Genomic DNA, 14,953 nt, shown 5'->3' on the forward strand with positions numbered 1-14,953 from the left:
CCCGAGCCGAGCTGCGGGCCTGTCGGTATATCCACAAACACAACAAGGATGCGGTGATGAAATAGGCGGTGATCAATTCAGATAGCCTCTTTCTGCTGCAATCTGTCTTGAACGATCCCGGCAACTTGCGCGGCGCGGGCGGTGATCGGCGTGCCTTCGGATCGGGATGCGGCAAGGTCCTTTGCCGCCTTGATTAGTACCAGATCATTGGCCTCACGCGCGACGCTGCCGAGAAACTGGGCTGCATAATCCAGAGTGCGATGGTCATTCGGTCCGGCCAGCACATCGGCGATATGGGCCATATCGTCCTGATAAGCGAGGTGGTCGGGATGGATCTGCTCATCTCGGACCGCGTGCAATTCGGAGGGGCGGCGGTCTTCGGGCAGAAGCTCGAGAATGGTTCTTTGAAAGAAGGCCATGGATTTGATTGGCTTGTCCAAAAAACCATCTGCACCAGCCTGCATCGCCTGTTCGCGGGTGCAGTCATCGCCGGACATGCCAAGGATGACCCCGATCCGAGGGGTGGCCTGCGTCAGTTCGGCAATCAGATTGGCGCCCGAGCCATCCGGCAGCCCCATATCCACGACGATGATCGAGGGACGATAGATCTGCAAGTGACGTCGCGCCGATTTCAGGCAATCTGCACGCCGGATCCGCGCGCCGCTATGCAGGCACATCAGGCGGATCACGTCGCAGGAATATCGGCTGTCTTCGACAACCAGAATGGTCTGTCCCCGCAACGGCCGGGTCGCGGTGGGTGTGGCAATGGTGGTCAATGGTCCCGAATCGTTCATGGCAGCTCTCCTATCCAGCAGATGCCTCACGCTAGGAACTTCTGGCTAACACAGGGTTAACGGGCAATTTGGCGCACTTGTTCTTTGACCGGGCAGCCCCCATAACCCAAGCAACGCAGGACAGAGGAGACTATCATGATTGGACGCCTGAACCACGTTGCCATCGCCGTTCCGGACCTTGAGGCCGCATCGGATCAATACCGCAATGCGCTGGGGGCCAAGGTGGGAGCGCCTCAGGATGAACCCGATCATGGTGTGACGGTTGTCTTTATCGAACTGCCCAATACGAAGATTGAACTTTTGTACCCCTTGGGCGAGGACAGCCCGATCAACGGGTTTCTGGAAAAGAACCCCGCCGGAGGTATCCATCATGTCTGCTATGAGGTCGACGATATCATCGCCGCGCGTGACCACCTGAAGGAAACCGGCGCGCGTGTGCTAGGCTCCGGCGAGCCCAAGATCGGTGCCCATGGCAAACCGGTGCTGTTCCTTCACCCCAAAGATTTCAACGGTTGCCTTGTCGAGTTGGAACAGGTGTAACGCCAGCCCGGAGGGCCTGACATGACTATCACTGCCGCTTTGGTTCTGTTTGCTGTCATCTGGTTCATGACGCTGCTGATCGTTCTGCCTATTCGTATCAAGACGCAGGGCGATCTGGGGGATATCGTTCCGGGCACCCATGCGGGTGCGCCGGAAGAGCATCACATGAAAAAGAAGATGTGGATCACCACCGGCATTTCGATCGTTCTATGGGCGATCATCGCCGGGATCATCCTGTCGGGTGCGATTTCGGTGCGCGACTTCGACTGGTTGAACCAGCTGGAGCCGCGCTGACCTCAGGTGCTCGACAGTTTGTGATAGATATGGGTGAACGTGGCCGCCCCGAGGATCGGGATCACCAGGTTCACCAAAGGAACGGAAAGCGGGATCGCCATAAGCGTTCCTGCAGCCCAGATTGTGGTGACGTGTTTGGCGCGTAGCTTGCGTGCCCCGTCACGGCCCAAGCGGCGCATGGCAGCCAGCGTAAAGTACTCTCGACCCAGCAGAAATCCGTTCATCGCCCAGAAAATGAAGGGCGCGAAGGGTGGGAAGATCGTGTAGAGGATCAGGGCCAGAATATTGGCCACGATCAGAACGCTCAAAAAGCCCAACCCATCCATGACGGCCTCGGATATCGGTATCTTTGGAGCCTTGGGCAGGGTTGGATAGTGCTTGTCCTCAACGGCCTGGGCCACGTCTTCGAGAAAGATTGAGGTGATGGCCGAGGCGACCGGCACCATCAGAAACACCGGCAACACCAGCACCAGAAAAATGCCTGAGTAGTTCAGCACGTCGTTTAGCCACGAAACCGTGCCGACGAAAGGCAGTGAAATCTCGTTACCGGATAGCGAATTGATGAACCAGATCGCGCCCGCGCAGGCGAGGATCAGCAACAGGATGGTCAGGCCGATGCCTCGAAACAGGACAGAGCGGAATTTTGGGTCGCCGATCTGACCCAGCGCTGCAAAAAACGCGTTGAGGATGATCATTCCGCGACCCATTCCGTCAGGGCGGCAACATCGGGCCGAGGGCGCTCGGGCGGGGCGCTGCCTTCGGTGGCGATGTGAATCAGGCCTGCGACGCTTTCATTGTCGGCCAGCCCAAATGCCTTTTGGCAGAAGGTGCGGTCATGGGTCTGCCAGCCGGACAACCAGTTGGCGCCCCATCCTGCGGCCAATGCCGCGTTCAACAGCGCCAGACAGACCGCGCCGGCCGAATAGGTCTGTTCGATAGCGGGGATTTTCTCGGACGGCTTCTGAACCTCAATCACGGCCACGGCCAGATGTCCCAAATCGAACTGGCTGCGCGCCTTTGCGATGTCTTCGGGGCTTTTGCCCAAAGCGGTGCCGCAGTCCTCGGTCAGGCTGGCCAGGCGCGCCATGGCGCCTTTTTCCAGCACGATGAACCGCCAAGGCTCAAGCTTGCCATGATCAGGGCTGCGCGCGGCTGCGATCAACAGCGGCAACAGCTCATCCCGCGTCGGAGCCGGGGCGATCAGCGTTTTTGCAGGGCGAGAGCGGCGCACCTGCAGAAATTCCAGCGCGGCGGGGTTTTTCAGGGACATATGTTAACTTCCTTTACATCAGCGGTTTGTATTTTGGTTGCCACGGCTTGGGTTTCAAGGGGCAGGACAAGTTCGCTGGGTCTTTTCTGGCCGGACGGTGGGGCCTACGGAAAAGGGCTTTGAATGGCTACATTTGGGATATCTAAGGCATCGGCGTGTCGCCGTCCATGCGCGTGATCTAGGAGCCTTAATCCTGCGTTTCGCGAATCTGATAGACGCCTTCGGGCAGGTCCAGCGCGGCTGCCAGATCACGCACCTGTTCAGGCGACAGCGTTATTTTCTGGACCTCACCGGTGCGGGGATCAAATTGCTCCAGCGTCACGCATTCCGCGAAGCTGTTTATGACGACGTCTTCGTTCAAAGGCTTGTCGCCTTCATCAACCAGAGTAATCACCGTCGAGTCGAATTCATGCTCAATCGAAAACATGAGTTCAGAGTGCGCGCGACCGCCTCGCAATGCAAGTCGTTTGGGCGCGATCCGGGTATGGTCGTGCCGTCATGCGCGCGCTATGTTCCCCTTAAGGCCTGACCGCTTGAAGGAAACCTGATGCGTCGACTTATTCTTCTGGTGATTGCACTGTTTCTGGCGGCATGCAGCGCGGAAACCCTGCGTGAGCAGTCCGTCGCCGAGTGGGAGGCCTCGGACGCGCCCGTCACGGTTGAGACCTTCCGCGAGGTGAGCCGGGCAATCGGTGACGAAGCACGCGCGCAATGTCTTCGTGCCTCTAGGGGTCAGAACTGCGACTTTCGGATTCTGGTGGACCTAAACCCAAAGGCTCCGGCCAATGCGTTTCAGACACTGGACGACAAAAAGCAGCCGGTGATCATTTTCACCCGCTCGATGATCCAGTCGGCCCAGAACGCGGATGAGCTGGCCTTTGTCATGGGCCATGAGGCGGCGCATCACGTTCTGAGTCATATCGCCCGTCAAAGCGAAAACGCCAGCGCCAGTGCCGCGAAATTCGGAGACTTGGCGCGGCTTCGCGGCGGCAGCGATGCCGAGATTGAAGAGGCGCAGAAACTGGGTGCTAAAGTGGGAGTACAGGCCTATGTCCAGACCTTCGAGCTTGAGGCCGATCAACTGGGTACCATCATTACCTATAATGCCGGATATAACCCCTTGGTCGGTGCCAAGTACTTCGACCGCATTCCGGATCCTGCTGACAAGTTCCTCAGCACACATCCGCCCAACGCGCAGCGCGTGCAGATCGTTCAGGAAACGGCCCGGCAGCTTGGATTGACCCAATGACGGACGTGTTTCGGATGGGGGTCGTCTTGACGGATCGGGGCTCGAAATACGCGGTGTCGGGCGCGCATGTCGAATCGCGGGCCGAGATTGACGCGGTGCTGGACGCGCTGCGTTCGGACAAAAGCTATGCCAAGGCCACGCATAATACATGGGCGGCGGTTTTGCCGACTGGCGGGCTAAAGGCCGATGATGGCGAAAGCGGCGCTGGCATGGTGATCCTACGCATGTTGGAGCGTGAAGAGCTGCGCAATCACGTGATCATCGTCACCCGCTGGTATGGCGGCAAGAAACTGGGCGGAGACCGCTTTCGTCGCGTCCAGGACGCCACGCGCGCCTATCTGGACCGGATCAGCGCCCCAATTTGACCTGAATCAAAGTCCTTTGGCCCATGCTTGCTACCCTGTTTGACAGCGCGACAGGGAAAGGACGCAACATGCCCAGCCTGAAATCACTGCGATTGCATGCCGGTTTGGTGGACGACATGGCAAACATGCTGGATGTCGATCTGGAGGAAGCCACCATCCGGGGCGATGTGTCTCTGGACCAGCTCTCAGAGGCGGTACTGCGCTGCACCGATTGCCCCAATCCCGACAATTGCCAAACGCTGCTGGCTCAAGCGTCGTCTCTAAGCCGGACCCCTGAATACTGCCGCAACAAAGACTTACTGCATAAACTGATGCCTTAGCGCGGGTTAGTAGGATGCCGCATCTGGGAAACATCATGACCCATTTTCGTCTGGTCCTGCGCATGGGGCAGACAACCGGCGCAGACCTTGTTCAGGCGCATCGGTCCGGCAAGCTCAGCCAAGAGGAATGGGCTGAGATGATCCAGTTCTGTCGGGGGTGCGCATCTGCGCAGGATTGCCCCGAATGGATGGATCGGCAAGCCGCGGGCGCAGACCCGCCGCCGACCTGTCCGAATCGGGCGAAATTTGCCGCACTCAAGGCCGCGCAAACCGAACAGGCCTGAAGTCTCAGAAGTTGAACTGCCTTTCAGAGCTTTGAATGCGATCCGTCGCACAGGGGTTGCTTGGACGTATGTTTACACCCGCAGAAGAACACCTTTTTGCTGGCCTCGGCGGTGTATTTGACCGGCTCGAAACTGCTGCCTTTGTGGGAGCCATCGCAGAAAGGTTGCCGCTTCGACTGGCCGCAGGAGCACCAGAAATAGCTTTTACCTTCTTCGACCTCGACGGGAATGGGCGAGTCTTGGGCGATGGTCGGCGATTGAGACATTTGGCTACTCCGTCCTTTGGCTGATGTCTGAAAAAAGTCTAGGGTTATGTTTCGAAAAAGGTAGCCTGTCTTGGCGAGTAAGTCGCAAATTGCCGGTCATGCTGGCATGGAATCGCTGCGTTTCACGGTTTTGTGATTGATTCTGTTGCCAGATTGCTTGTCAGCCCGTATTCTGGTCGTGGCCCCGAAAATTGGGCAATATCAGCAAAGTAATAAAGGAATGATGGACATGAAACTGAAGTTTGCCGCCGTTGGTGCGTTTGCTCTGATCCTGACTGCTTGTGCGCAGCAGGAAGAACCGACCCCAGTATACGTTCAGCCGAGCTATGATAAAGCTGGCACACCAAGCTGCCCGGGCGGGTATCAGCTGGCAACAACCGAAGCAGGCCAGACTGTCTGTGACCCGATACAATAAAGGTTTTGCAGGCGGCCCCAATGCGGGCCGTCTGCACATCAAACGAAGTGGATGCCGCCCTTGGGGCGGTTTTTTCTTGCCCATTGCACTGCGCTTGCCAACCCTTCAGAACGGCACGAAAGCAATCGCCCGAGGACCCATGCTCAATTTCTTTTCCCGCCTAAAGGACCGCACCAAATGGTGCTGGCAAGGATTGGCCGCTACCTGGCGGGAGGAGTATTCCTTTCGCGTCTGGGGCTATGCAAACCTGATCTCGGCGGCGCTTGCTGTGTGGCTGCCGATCAGCGGGGCCGAGCGTGGGTTGATCCTTGTCATGGGTGTTCTCGTGCTTGTGGCCGAGCTGTTCAACACGGCCATCGAACGCGCGGTTGATTATACGTCGACCGACCATCACCCGCTGGCGGGGCAGGCCAAAGATGCTGCGAGCGCGGCCGTTGCATTGACCGCGATTGCCGCCGGGATTGCCTGGGCGGTGGCGCTGATTGGCCTGATCTAGACCGGGTTACGTCGTGCTCGAAACGCTGTAGAGCGTTCAGCGAAACTTGCGATGTATCTTGTGACGCAGACCAAATGATCTGTGTTTCAGATGCCGCGGCTTGTGATGCTTGAGAACCAGTTTACGATGCGGATGCAGGACACGCTTGGCCGGTTTGACCTTTTGTTTGATAACCGGAGCCACCTGATGCCGGTGTACAAAATGCTTGCTGCGCTTGTGAATCACCAGCTTGTTGCCACCGACTGACAAGATCTTGACCGCGCCGCCATGCACGTGCTGCGCCGCCGCCGGAGGCGCCAGCATCATGGCTGCCACCGCCATCATTTTGAAATGCGATGAAATCGTAGGAAACCGAAACATGAAACCCTCCAACCAGTGTCGAGTTCAGCATCGCGGCTTTGTCGGGCAAGCGCCAATAAACTCGGCTCACGCTTACCTCAACTGATTTGTAGATTTCAGATCATAGGGTTAGGGGTGTTCAAACCCGCTTGCCCCACAAGTCATACTCACCCGCTTCATCGACCTCGACTGTAACGAGGTCTCCGGGTTTCAGGGTTTCGAAACCCTCGTCAATGAACAGGTTGCCGTCAATCTCGGGCGCGTCGGCCTTGGTTCTGCAGGTGGCGGCCTCGTCATCTATCTCATCCACGATGACCTGAAGGGTTTGACCGACCTTGGCTTCCAGTTTGGCCTCTGAGATAGCCTGTGCCTTCTCCATGAAACGGTCCCATCGGTCCTGCTTGACCTCAGGGGTCACATGATCGGGCAGATCGTTCGAGCGCGCGCCATCGACGTTTTCGTACTGAAAACAGCCAACACGATCCAATTGCGCCTCGTCCATCCAGTCCAGCAGGGTCTGGAATTCGGCCTCGGTCTCGCCCGGGTAGCCAACAATGAAGGTCGAGCGCAAAGTGATGTCCGGGCAGATCTCGCGCCAGGCTTTGATCTCGTCGAGTGTTTTGGCGGCTGCCGCCGGACGGGCCATGCGCTTCAGCACGTCCGGGTGGGCGTGTTGAAAGGGGATATCCAGATAGGGCAGCACATTGCAGCCTGCATCCGCCATCAGCGGGATCAACTCACGCACATGCGGGTAGGGGTAGACATAGTGCAGCCGGACCCAGGCATCGAGCTGCCCCAACTCGCGCGCCAGATCTGTGATATGGCTGCGCACCTCGCGGTCCTTCCACGGGTTCACATCGTATTTCCGGTCCAACCCATAGGCCGAGGTATCCTGACTGATCACCAACAACTCGCGCACGCCGTTTTCGACCAGCTTTTCGGCCTCGCGCAGCACCGCATGGGCCGGACGGCTGGCAAGCTTGCCGCGCATGTCGGGGATGATGCAGAACTTGCACTTGTGGTTACAGCCCTCAGAGATCTTGAGATAGCTGTAGTGCCGCGGAGTCAGCTGCACGGAACTAGCAGGCAACAGGTCAACGAATGGGTCCGGATCAGGCGGCACCGCCACATGCACCGCGTCCAGAACCTGCTCGTATTGATGCGGGCCAGTGACCGCCATGATGCGGGGGTGGTGTTCCCGAATATAGTCCGGCTCTGCCCCCAGACAGCCAGTCACGATGACCTTGCCGTTTTCGACCAGAGCCTCGCCAATTGCGTCCAAAGATTCGGCCTTGGCACTGTCCAGAAACCCGCAAGTGTTCACAATCACGGCATCGGCCCCGGAATAATCGCGCGAAATACCGTACCCTTCGGCGCGCAGCCGGGTCAGGATGCGCTCGCTGTCTACCAGCGCTTTGGGGCAGCCCAATGAGACCATACCGATGGTCGGCTGGCCTGAACGCGGCGTGTCGGTGATCCGGGCAGAGGGGGCAAGGTCGGGGCGGAGGTTTGGCGGATTGCTACTCATGCGGCCGCATATAGTTTGGATTGGTTCCCCTTGCAAATGCGGCCGTGGGTTTGAATGATACCCCAAACACAAGCCAAAAAAGGCGGAGAGCAGTTCGATGAAATGGCTTACGCGTATCCTGTTCATCTTGGTGGCCGTTGTGGGCCTTGTTGTGGGCGCGCTTTTGTTGATGCCCGGCGACAAGCTGGGGGCGCTTCTGGCCGAACAGGTCAAGGCGGAAACGGGGCGTGACCTGACCTTCTCGGGCGATGTTTCGATCTCATTCTGGCCAGTTCTGGGCCTTGAAACTGGGCCAGTTACCTTCGGCAACGCTGATTGGGCGGGGTCTGAGCCGATGCTGAGCGCTGAAAGCCTGTCTTTCGGTGTGGATGCGGCGGCGCTGTGGGGCGGCGAGATCCGGATCAAACGGGTCTTTGCTGACAGCCCTGTTCTGCGGCTGGAATACGCCAACGGCCGGGGCAATTGGGAACTGACTGAACCCACCTCTGCACCTAGTTCCAGCGGAGGAACAGCGCCCGCGCCTCAGGCCACGCAACCGATCACGCTCGACCGACTGGAACTCAGCAACGCGCGCCTGATCTTTATCGAAAACGGAGCGACCAAGTGGAATTTTCGGGACGTCAACCTCTCGGCGCAATGGCCGGATGTCTCGGCCCCTATGATTATGGAGGCCAATATGGCCGTGCCCGGTGGCACTGTTCAGGTGAATCTGAAACTACCTGATCTTCCAGCCTTTTCTTCGGGCGCCGCTGCGCCGCTAGAGCTTTCGATGACAGCACCGGGCGGGCGTATCGCCTTCAACGGGCGCGCCACTATCGAAGGAGAGATGGACGGCATGACCGAGGTCAAGACCAGCAATACCGACGCTATGCTGGCCGCGTTCGGTCAAGCGGGCGTGGCGGTGCCCAATGGTCTTGGGCGCGTGGCAGATGTATCGGGGCGGATGACCTACACGCGAGACGGTCGCATCTCTTTGCGAGACATGACCGCCGTGTTGGATCACAACCGGTTCGATGGCGAGGCCGATATCGTGATTTCCGACCCTCCACAGATCACAGCCCGGTTGCGGGCCGGGGATCTGGATTTTTCAACCTTTGCAGACACCGTCGATACAGGATCCGGAGGTGGAGGTGGCTCTGCCAGCGACGGGTGGTCGACGACACCCATCGACGCGTCGGCGCTGGGTTTGGCGAACGGGTCGATTCGACTGACCGCGTCCTCCATCGCCGTGCCGGATATGACGCTTGGACGAAGCGACCTGACGCTCAACCTCGACCGATCGCGTGCGGTTCTGAAAATGCAACCCGCGACCCTGTTTTCCGGGAAATTGAACGGGCAAGTGGTGGCCAACAATCGCAACGGCCTGTCCGTCGGTGGAAATTTCAAAGCTCAAGGGATTGATGTGCAGCAGGCGCTGTCGACGCTCGGAGGAGTTGAAAGGCTGACAGGTACTGCCTCGGCCTCGCTGGAGTTTCTGGGCGTGGGACAGACCGAGGACGCGATCATGCGGTCGCTGTCTGGAAAGGGCGATATTGCGGTCGGGAAAGGCGTGATCTCCGGCTTCGACCTGAACCGGCTGATGGGGCGCGGCGAAGGGTCCGGAGGGACCACGGTGTTCAACAGCCTGACGGCCAGTTTCACGATGGATGGCGGCAATCTGACGAATAACGACCTGCTCATGTCGCTGGATAATTTCAGAGCGGATGGCGCGGGGCGCGTTGGGATCGGTGCGCGCGATATCGACTATCTGTTCACGCCGGTCGCATTGCGCGCCAATTCAGGCGAAGGGATCGCTGTGCCTGTGCGTATTGTCGGTCCGTGGAGTGACCCTTCGATCCGTCCGGACCTGACAAAGGTCATCGAGGCAGCGGCGGAAGGAAAGCTGAAAGATCTGGAAAACGACGCTAAATCCAAGGTTCTGGAAAAGGTCGGATCAGAGCTGGACACGACCATCACAGACACTGATCAAATCGAAGATGTGCTGAAGGACAAGCTAGAGGAAGAAGCCAAGAAAGGCTTGCTCAAGCTGTTCGGAGGGGATTGATCGGGGCGCACATCGGCGCCCCTTTCATTTAGATTGTTTGGTCGTAGTCGCCGACGCCGGGCTCGGTCCGGATCACAGCGTCGATATCGGCAAAGATCGCCCGCATCTCTGCTTCGCTTTCGCTGCTTTCGCAGACAACTACCAGATTGGGGGTGTTCGACGAGGCCCGCACCAGACCCCAGCTGCCATTGTCCAAAATGACGCGCGCGCCGTTGACGGTGACGACCTCTTTGATGGCGCGACCCGCGAAGCTATCGCCGGCGTCGGCCTTGGCAACCAGCTTGTCCACCAGACGCTGCAGGATATCGTATTTCTCGGTATCCGCCGCGTAGGGCGACATGGTCGGGGTGGACCACGTCTTGGGCAGGGCCTTTCGTAGGTCGGACATGCTCTGACCCGGGTTGCGGTCCATCAATTTGCAGATTTCCACCGCCACGCGCATCCCGCAGTCATATCCGCGCCCAACAGGCTCGGCGAGGAAGTAGTGGCCGGATTTCTCGAACCCTGCGAGGGCTCCGATCTCTTTGACCCGACGTTTCATATGGCTGTGGCCGGTTTTCCAATAGTCCGCCTTGACGCCAAGGGACTGAAGTTCCGGGTCGCTGGCGAACAGGCCAGTCGATTTCACGTCGGCCACGAAGGTCGCGCCGGGATGCAGCTTGGCCAGATCGCGGGCCATGATGACACCGACTTTGTCGGCGAAGATCTCTTCGCCCTCGTCATCGACCACACCGCAGCGATCGCCGTCGCCGTCAAATCCCAAGGCCAGATCGGCACCGCTGGATTTCACCGCATCCGCCATGTCATGCAACATCTCCATGGCTTCGGGGTTCGGGTTGTAGTTCGGGAACGTGTAGTCGAGTTCGTTGTGGCTGGGCACAACCTCAACACCGATCCGCTCAAAAATCTCGGGTGCAAATGCCGAGGCAGTGCCATTACCCGTGGCGCAAACCACCTTAAGCGGGCGGGACATTTTGAAATCACCGACCAGATCGTCGATATAGGCCTCTTTCACGCCGTCTACGAATTCATACGAGCCGCCCTCGCGCGCCACTGTCTCGCCATTCAGCACGATGTCGCGCAGCTCGGACATCTCGTCCGGGCCGTGGGTCAGCGGTCGATCGAAACCCATTTTAACCCCGGTCCAGCCGTTGGGGTTGTGGCTGGCGGTGACCATCGCCACCGCCGGAACGTCCAGATGGAACTGCGCGAAATAAGCCATTGGGCTGAGGGCAGGGCCGATGTCCTTTACCTGAATACCTGCCTGCATCAGGCCAAGGATCAACGCGTTCTTGATGGCCAGAGAATAGTCGCGGTAGTCGTTACCAACAGCGATGACCGGCGCAATGCCGCGTTTGTGCATCTGAGTACCGACCCCAAGACCAAGGGCGGTCATGCCCGGCAGGTTGATCTCATCAGGGTACTTCCAGCGTGCATCATATTCGCGAAACCCGGTGGGTTTGATCATCGGGTCGCGGAGAAAGCTCCAGGTGTTTGGCGTCACCTCGGGAATAGGTTTGGTCATAACTGGTCTCAATCGTTAAATCTGAATCGGGTTCGCTTTGGCCAGCGCATCAAAACGCATCAATGTGTCAACAAGATGGGGCATCTGATCCAACGGGATCATGTTGGGGCCATCAGACGGTGCTGTGTCGGGGTTCTGATGGGTTTCGATGAACACCGCTCCGATTCCCAGCGATACGGCGGCGCGCGCCATCACCGGCGCAAACTCGCGCTGCCCACCCGAGGAGCCACCCTTGCCACCCGGCTGTTGAACCGAATGCGTCGCGTCCATCACGACCGGATAGCCCGTCTTCGCCATTTGCGGCAGGCCACGCATATCGGCCACCAGAGTATTGTACCCAAACGAGGTTCCGCGTTCTGTCAGCAGAATGTTCTGGTTCCCGGTACTTGCGATCTTGTCGACGATGTTGCCCATTTCCCAAGGGGCGAGGAATTGGCCTTTTTTGACGTTCACGGCCTTCCCAGTTGCGCCCGCCGCCAAAAGCATATCGGTCTGGCGGCACAGAAAAGCGGGTATCTGAAGAATATCGACGGCCTCGGCCGCGATGGCGCATTGGGCTTCGGTGTGGACATCGGTCAGCACTGGAATGCCCATTGTGCGGCGGATGTCATCCAGAACCTTCAGCCCCGCATCAATCCCCATTCCGCGCTTGCCGGACAAAGAGGTTCGGTTCGCCTTGTCATAAGACGCCTTGAATACATACTGCGCCCCGGCCGCGTCGCAGGCTTCTTTCATGGCGCCCGCAATCATCTGGGCGTGGTCTGCCGTCTCAAGCTGGCAGGGGCCGGCAATGATGGTCAGAGGAAGGTCATTGCCGACCGTCAGGTCGGAGATTTTTACATGTTTCATGTGTCTTACGAGGATACCTGTTCACGAAGGACCGACGCGGTAAGCGAGATCATCAGGTAGATACCAGCAAACAACAGGAAAGCCAAAATCGTATTTTCGAACTTCCTTGGATAAGTTGGATCCTGCGCCTCCACAGGGTTCACCGAAACCGTCAGGTACCGCACTTTGCGGTTCGCCTCAGACCGCGTGGTTTCCATTTGCTGCATTGCCGTTTGCAGCATCATGTCACGCGCTGCCAGATCGGCCTGCGCCATCTGGATTCGGACGCTCAACCGCGCCAGCGAGTTTTCGCCTGCGGATGCGTCCAGCATCTCGGCGTTCAACTCCGCCAGGACAACTTCCAGGCGGGCGATATCTGCACTGACCCCATCGACCTTGGCCTGGTTTGGTCGGCGGTTGTCTTGCAGGGCGGCCAGTTCCAGCTCTTTATCCTGAATGGCGACCTCGATCTCATTGATCCGACCGCGTAGACCGGCGATGACGTTTTCAGGGTCCAGCAAAGCACCCTGCAGCTGCAACTCGATTAGTGCCTCCTGAGCTTTGCGCCGTTCTGACTGCGCTGCCTCGAACCCTTCCCGCGCATCGCGCATTTGATCCTCGCGCTTAAGGCCGGACAGGCTGTTGATCCGCTCTTCGGCGTAAGAGATCAGGCGTTGCGACAGTTCGACAGCGATTTCAGGTTCGGGGGCTGCGACTTCCATCCGAACAATCCCGTCGCTTGGGTCATACCCGATGGTCACCATACGTTTATACAGGTTGTGGGTGTCTTCCAGACTGGCGTCCTGAGGCAGCCTCTGGATCGGGTCGATCCATTCCTGCTTGAAGATCTGGGAAAAGCCCATGTCCCGTTCCAACCGCTCTAATGCGTCCTTGGATTCGAGAAACTCCTGGGTGGAAACCGAATCCTGCGCGGTTGCATATTGGGTTCCGCTCAACAGGCCGCCAATCGTTCCGCCTCCGCCGTCCGCTTGCAGGATCGAAAAGGCTGAATCGCTAGCGTACATCGGTGTTGCAACCCGGTAGAAATAGTACCCCACCACAAAGGTTGGCAGAAAAACGAACACCGCGAGCCGCGCAAACAGCGCCGCCAGCTTTTTCTTTCGGCGGAGGGCAATGTCCTTCTGGATCTGACCGATTTCGCGATCGCGCCGCTCGGCCGGGCTCATCTCAGGTCCGGGTAGGGTCTGAGGAGCCTCGCTCACCGGTTGCGGCAACTGGACGGCTGCCGTTTCGTCACTATCCGTTTTCGCCGAAGCAGTGGCCGAGGCCAGTTCCAGCAAATTGCTGCGCCTGAATGGGTCAAAGCCCTTCTTGCGCAACAGGCGCACCGCGTCATAGTCCGAAGTCGCCGCCAGACCGTGTTTGCTGGCCAAACGCCGGGCGATACGCAATTGCCGACCGGTCAGGCCTTCGCGCTTGATATCGTCCAGCTCGGTTCCGGGCTGCGTTTCGCCTGACGAGGCCTGCGTTGCGCTGCGGATGCGCGACATCGCGTCCGAGCGGGCCTCGGGCGAGGTGTCTGATTGCCCCTTGTGGCGCCAGTTGTATTTTCTAACCTTGGGTTTCGTAGTCATATAACTGCTTTGCCTCTTCCAAGGTTTCAAACATGCGCAGCTGGCCGTCGACCAAAACGGCCGCCTGTTTCACGAATTTCTCCAGCGTTGCGGGGCTGTGCGACACGATGACCAGCGTCGTCGTGCGCAACCGTTCCTGCAGGATAGTGCCGGCCTTATGGTTGAATTCCACATCCGTGGACGCGGGCATGCCCTCATCAATCAGGTACATGTCGAAGTCCAGTGCCAGCATCAGCGCAAAGGTGAATCTGGCCTTCATGCCCGACGAATAGGTGGCAAGAGGTTGGTTGAAATACTCGCCCAGACCGCACAGCCAGCTGCAGTAGGCTTCTACATAATCGGGGTCCATACCGTAGATTTTGGCGATATAGCGCGCGTTCTCCAACGCGGACATCTTCGAGGAGACACCACCGGTAAACCCCATCGGGAAAGACACCTTGCACTCACGCCGGATGACCCCTTCATCGGGCTTTTCCAAACCCGCCATCATATTGATCAGAGTGGTTTTTCCCGTCCCATTCGGCGCAAGCACACCCAGCGACGTCCCGAGTTCGACCCGGAACGAAGCCCGGTCGAGGATCACCTTGCGGCGCGTCCCCGTCCAGAAGGATTTACTGACATTCTCGAACTCAAGCATGCTTGGCCTGCTGCTCAATCCTTTGGTTTGATCGCTCTTTTTGGTGAGCGTTTGGATGCGAAGTCTATCGTTTCATGTTGGCTACATTATGTCGAATTATGAAACAAATGATCAATGCACCTTCGCAAAGTGCAGATCACATCGTGGCAAACATCGACACGAAA

At 58.3% G+C, this 14,953-nt stretch carries 20 protein-coding genes; 9 read left to right on the forward strand and 11 right to left on the reverse strand.

Annotated elements, in window-relative coordinates:
- Nucleotides 1-77: 77 nt before the first annotated feature.
- Nucleotides 78-794 (reverse strand): response regulator, encoded by a 717-nt coding sequence (locus tag ACR0C3_RS12080; protein ID WP_480758642.1) that lies wholly within the window; start codon nucleotides 792-794, stop codon nucleotides 78-80.
- A gap of 135 nt (nucleotides 795-929) precedes the next feature.
- On the opposite strand from ACR0C3_RS12080, the gene mce reads away from it, so the two are divergent.
- Complete coding sequence (gene mce, locus ACR0C3_RS12085; protein WP_170555832.1) at nucleotides 930-1,334, forward strand: methylmalonyl-CoA epimerase; 405 nt, start codon at nucleotides 930-932, stop codon at nucleotides 1,332-1,334.
- 21 nt (nucleotides 1,335-1,355) lie between these two features.
- Nucleotides 1,356-1,628: a DUF1467 family protein gene (locus ACR0C3_RS12090; protein WP_170374730.1), complete on the forward strand. Its 273-nt coding sequence runs from the start codon at nucleotides 1,356-1,358 to the stop codon at nucleotides 1,626-1,628.
- Nucleotides 1,629-1,630: 2 nt separating this feature from the next.
- On the opposite strand, the gene ACR0C3_RS12095 is transcribed toward ACR0C3_RS12090, so the two are convergent.
- From ACR0C3_RS12095 to ACR0C3_RS12105, 3 genes are all read right to left on the reverse strand, one after another.
- Nucleotides 1,631-2,323 carry an EI24 domain-containing protein gene (locus ACR0C3_RS12095; RefSeq protein WP_480758644.1) on the reverse strand — a complete coding sequence of 231 codons (693 nt, stop codon included), beginning with the start codon at nucleotides 2,321-2,323 and terminating at the stop codon, nucleotides 1,631-1,633.
- Nucleotides 2,320-2,898 (reverse strand): nitroreductase family protein, encoded by a 579-nt coding sequence (locus tag ACR0C3_RS12100; RefSeq protein ID WP_480758645.1) that lies wholly within the window; start codon nucleotides 2,896-2,898, stop codon nucleotides 2,320-2,322. Before ACR0C3_RS12100 ends, ACR0C3_RS12095 begins: the two co-directional genes overlap by 4 nt.
- 187 nt (nucleotides 2,899-3,085) lie before the next feature.
- Nucleotides 3,086-3,325 (reverse strand): hypothetical protein, encoded by a 240-nt coding sequence (locus tag ACR0C3_RS12105; protein WP_170460576.1) that lies wholly within the window; start codon nucleotides 3,323-3,325, stop codon nucleotides 3,086-3,088.
- 120 nt (nucleotides 3,326-3,445) lie between these two features.
- Between ACR0C3_RS12105 and ACR0C3_RS12110 the strand changes: the two genes are divergently transcribed.
- The 4 genes from ACR0C3_RS12110 (at nucleotide 3,446) to ACR0C3_RS12125 (ending at nucleotide 5,116) form a co-directional block, all read left to right on the forward strand.
- The gene (locus ACR0C3_RS12110; RefSeq protein WP_480758646.1) at nucleotides 3,446-4,147 is read left to right on the forward strand and encodes a M48 family metallopeptidase; all 702 of its coding nucleotides are present in this window, start codon (nucleotides 3,446-3,448) and stop codon (nucleotides 4,145-4,147) included.
- A complete protein-coding gene (locus tag ACR0C3_RS12115; protein WP_480758648.1) occupies nucleotides 4,144-4,512 on the forward strand; it encodes a YigZ family protein in 369 nt (122 codons plus the stop codon). Before ACR0C3_RS12110 ends, ACR0C3_RS12115 begins: the two co-directional genes overlap by 4 nt.
- 68 nt (nucleotides 4,513-4,580) lie before the next feature.
- The gene (locus tag ACR0C3_RS12120; RefSeq protein ID WP_170468242.1) at nucleotides 4,581-4,832 is read left to right on the forward strand and encodes a DUF6455 family protein; all 252 of its coding nucleotides are present in this window, start codon (nucleotides 4,581-4,583) and stop codon (nucleotides 4,830-4,832) included.
- 14 nt (nucleotides 4,833-4,846) lie between these two features.
- On the forward strand, nucleotides 4,847-5,116 hold the full coding sequence (locus ACR0C3_RS12125; RefSeq protein ID WP_480758649.1) for a DUF6455 family protein: 270 nt from the start codon (nucleotides 4,847-4,849) through the stop codon (nucleotides 5,114-5,116).
- 23 nt (nucleotides 5,117-5,139) lie between these two features.
- Here ACR0C3_RS12125 and ACR0C3_RS12130 read toward each other — a convergent pair whose 3' ends face one another.
- On the reverse strand, nucleotides 5,140-5,382 hold the full coding sequence (locus tag ACR0C3_RS12130; protein ID WP_480537777.1) for a CDGSH iron-sulfur domain-containing protein: 243 nt from the start codon (nucleotides 5,380-5,382) through the stop codon (nucleotides 5,140-5,142).
- Nucleotides 5,383-5,611: 229 nt separating this feature from the next.
- Between ACR0C3_RS12130 and ACR0C3_RS12135 the strand changes: the two genes are divergently transcribed.
- Nucleotides 5,612-5,797: a hypothetical protein gene (locus ACR0C3_RS12135; RefSeq protein WP_425085163.1), complete on the forward strand. Its 186-nt coding sequence runs from the start codon at nucleotides 5,612-5,614 to the stop codon at nucleotides 5,795-5,797.
- A 139-nt stretch (nucleotides 5,798-5,936) separates the two neighbouring features.
- The gene (locus tag ACR0C3_RS12140; RefSeq protein ID WP_480758651.1) at nucleotides 5,937-6,293 is read left to right on the forward strand and encodes a diacylglycerol kinase; all 357 of its coding nucleotides are present in this window, start codon (nucleotides 5,937-5,939) and stop codon (nucleotides 6,291-6,293) included.
- Between the two features lie 36 nt (nucleotides 6,294-6,329).
- Here the strand turns inward: ACR0C3_RS12140 and ACR0C3_RS12145 are convergent, their stop codons facing one another.
- Together ACR0C3_RS12145 and rimO are read right to left on the reverse strand one after the other, a co-directional pair.
- On the reverse strand, nucleotides 6,330-6,653 hold the full coding sequence (locus tag ACR0C3_RS12145; RefSeq protein WP_480758652.1) for a hypothetical protein: 324 nt from the start codon (nucleotides 6,651-6,653) through the stop codon (nucleotides 6,330-6,332).
- Nucleotides 6,654-6,771: 118 nt separating this feature from the next.
- Nucleotides 6,772-8,160 carry a 30S ribosomal protein S12 methylthiotransferase RimO gene (gene rimO, locus ACR0C3_RS12150; protein ID WP_480758653.1) on the reverse strand — a complete coding sequence of 463 codons (1,389 nt, stop codon included), beginning with the start codon at nucleotides 8,158-8,160 and terminating at the stop codon, nucleotides 6,772-6,774.
- A gap of 97 nt (nucleotides 8,161-8,257) precedes the next feature.
- On the opposite strand from rimO, the gene ACR0C3_RS12155 reads away from it, so the two are divergent.
- Nucleotides 8,258-10,204, forward strand: coding sequence for an AsmA family protein (locus ACR0C3_RS12155; protein WP_480758655.1), 1,947 nt, complete (start codon nucleotides 8,258-8,260; stop codon nucleotides 10,202-10,204).
- Between the two features lie 28 nt (nucleotides 10,205-10,232).
- Here the strand turns inward: ACR0C3_RS12155 and ACR0C3_RS12160 are convergent, their stop codons facing one another.
- The 4 genes from ACR0C3_RS12160 to ACR0C3_RS12175 are packed head-to-tail and all read right to left on the reverse strand — an operon-like array spanning nucleotide 10,233 to nucleotide 14,789.
- Nucleotides 10,233-11,729, reverse strand: coding sequence for a phosphomannomutase/phosphoglucomutase (locus ACR0C3_RS12160; protein ID WP_480758656.1), 1,497 nt, complete (start codon nucleotides 11,727-11,729; stop codon nucleotides 10,233-10,235).
- Between the two features lie 15 nt (nucleotides 11,730-11,744).
- Nucleotides 11,745-12,578, reverse strand: a complete 834-nt coding sequence (kdsA, locus tag ACR0C3_RS12165) for a 3-deoxy-8-phosphooctulonate synthase (RefSeq protein WP_480758657.1) — start codon at nucleotides 12,576-12,578, stop codon at nucleotides 11,745-11,747.
- Nucleotides 12,579-12,583: 5 nt separating this feature from the next.
- A complete protein-coding gene (locus tag ACR0C3_RS12170) occupies nucleotides 12,584-14,152 on the reverse strand; it encodes a KpsE/RkpR family capsule polysaccharide export protein (protein WP_480758659.1) in 1,569 nt (522 codons plus the stop codon).
- Nucleotides 14,130-14,789 carry an ABC transporter ATP-binding protein gene (locus ACR0C3_RS12175; protein WP_480758660.1) on the reverse strand — a complete coding sequence of 220 codons (660 nt, stop codon included), beginning with the start codon at nucleotides 14,787-14,789 and terminating at the stop codon, nucleotides 14,130-14,132. Before ACR0C3_RS12175 ends, ACR0C3_RS12170 begins: the two co-directional genes overlap by 23 nt.
- Nucleotides 14,790-14,953 lie beyond the last annotated feature (164 nt).

The sequence above is a fragment of the Ruegeria sp. CK3 genome (assembly GCF_056536565.1).

What these genes read in the sequence shown, in the direction of transcription:
- ACR0C3_RS12080 (WP_480758642.1), bottom strand. Translation starts at nt 794, where the DNA reads ATGAACGATTCGGGACCATTGACCACCATTGCCACACCCACCGCGACC.
- mce (WP_170555832.1), top strand. Translation starts at nt 930, where the DNA reads ATGATTGGACGCCTGAACCACGTTGCCATCGCCGTTCCGGACCTTGAG.
- ACR0C3_RS12090 (WP_170374730.1), top strand. Translation starts at nt 1,356, where the DNA reads ATGACTATCACTGCCGCTTTGGTTCTGTTTGCTGTCATCTGGTTCATG.
- ACR0C3_RS12095 (WP_480758644.1), bottom strand. Translation starts at nt 2,323, where the DNA reads ATGATCATCCTCAACGCGTTTTTTGCAGCGCTGGGTCAGATCGGCGAC.
- ACR0C3_RS12100 (WP_480758645.1), bottom strand. Translation starts at nt 2,898, where the DNA reads ATGTCCCTGAAAAACCCCGCCGCGCTGGAATTTCTGCAGGTGCGCCGC.
- ACR0C3_RS12105 (WP_170460576.1), bottom strand. Translation starts at nt 3,325, where the DNA reads ATGTTTTCGATTGAGCATGAATTCGACTCGACGGTGATTACTCTGGTT.
- ACR0C3_RS12110 (WP_480758646.1), top strand. Translation starts at nt 3,446, where the DNA reads ATGCGTCGACTTATTCTTCTGGTGATTGCACTGTTTCTGGCGGCATGC.
- ACR0C3_RS12115 (WP_480758648.1), top strand. Translation starts at nt 4,144, where the DNA reads ATGACGGACGTGTTTCGGATGGGGGTCGTCTTGACGGATCGGGGCTCG.
- ACR0C3_RS12120 (WP_170468242.1), top strand. Translation starts at nt 4,581, where the DNA reads ATGCCCAGCCTGAAATCACTGCGATTGCATGCCGGTTTGGTGGACGAC.
- ACR0C3_RS12125 (WP_480758649.1), top strand. Translation starts at nt 4,847, where the DNA reads ATGCCGCATCTGGGAAACATCATGACCCATTTTCGTCTGGTCCTGCGC.
- ACR0C3_RS12130 (WP_480537777.1), bottom strand. Translation starts at nt 5,382, where the DNA reads ATGTCTCAATCGCCGACCATCGCCCAAGACTCGCCCATTCCCGTCGAG.
- ACR0C3_RS12135 (WP_425085163.1), top strand. Translation starts at nt 5,612, where the DNA reads ATGAAACTGAAGTTTGCCGCCGTTGGTGCGTTTGCTCTGATCCTGACT.
- ACR0C3_RS12140 (WP_480758651.1), top strand. Translation starts at nt 5,937, where the DNA reads ATGCTCAATTTCTTTTCCCGCCTAAAGGACCGCACCAAATGGTGCTGG.
- ACR0C3_RS12145 (WP_480758652.1), bottom strand. Translation starts at nt 6,653, where the DNA reads ATGTTTCGGTTTCCTACGATTTCATCGCATTTCAAAATGATGGCGGTG.
- rimO (WP_480758653.1), bottom strand. Translation starts at nt 8,160, where the DNA reads ATGAGTAGCAATCCGCCAAACCTCCGCCCCGACCTTGCCCCCTCTGCC.
- ACR0C3_RS12155 (WP_480758655.1), top strand. Translation starts at nt 8,258, where the DNA reads ATGAAATGGCTTACGCGTATCCTGTTCATCTTGGTGGCCGTTGTGGGC.
- ACR0C3_RS12160 (WP_480758656.1), bottom strand. Translation starts at nt 11,729, where the DNA reads ATGACCAAACCTATTCCCGAGGTGACGCCAAACACCTGGAGCTTTCTC.
- kdsA (WP_480758657.1), bottom strand. Translation starts at nt 12,578, where the DNA reads ATGAAACATGTAAAAATCTCCGACCTGACGGTCGGCAATGACCTTCCT.
- ACR0C3_RS12170 (WP_480758659.1), bottom strand. Translation starts at nt 14,152, where the DNA reads ATGACTACGAAACCCAAGGTTAGAAAATACAACTGGCGCCACAAGGGG.
- ACR0C3_RS12175 (WP_480758660.1), bottom strand. Translation starts at nt 14,789, where the DNA reads ATGCTTGAGTTCGAGAATGTCAGTAAATCCTTCTGGACGGGGACGCGC.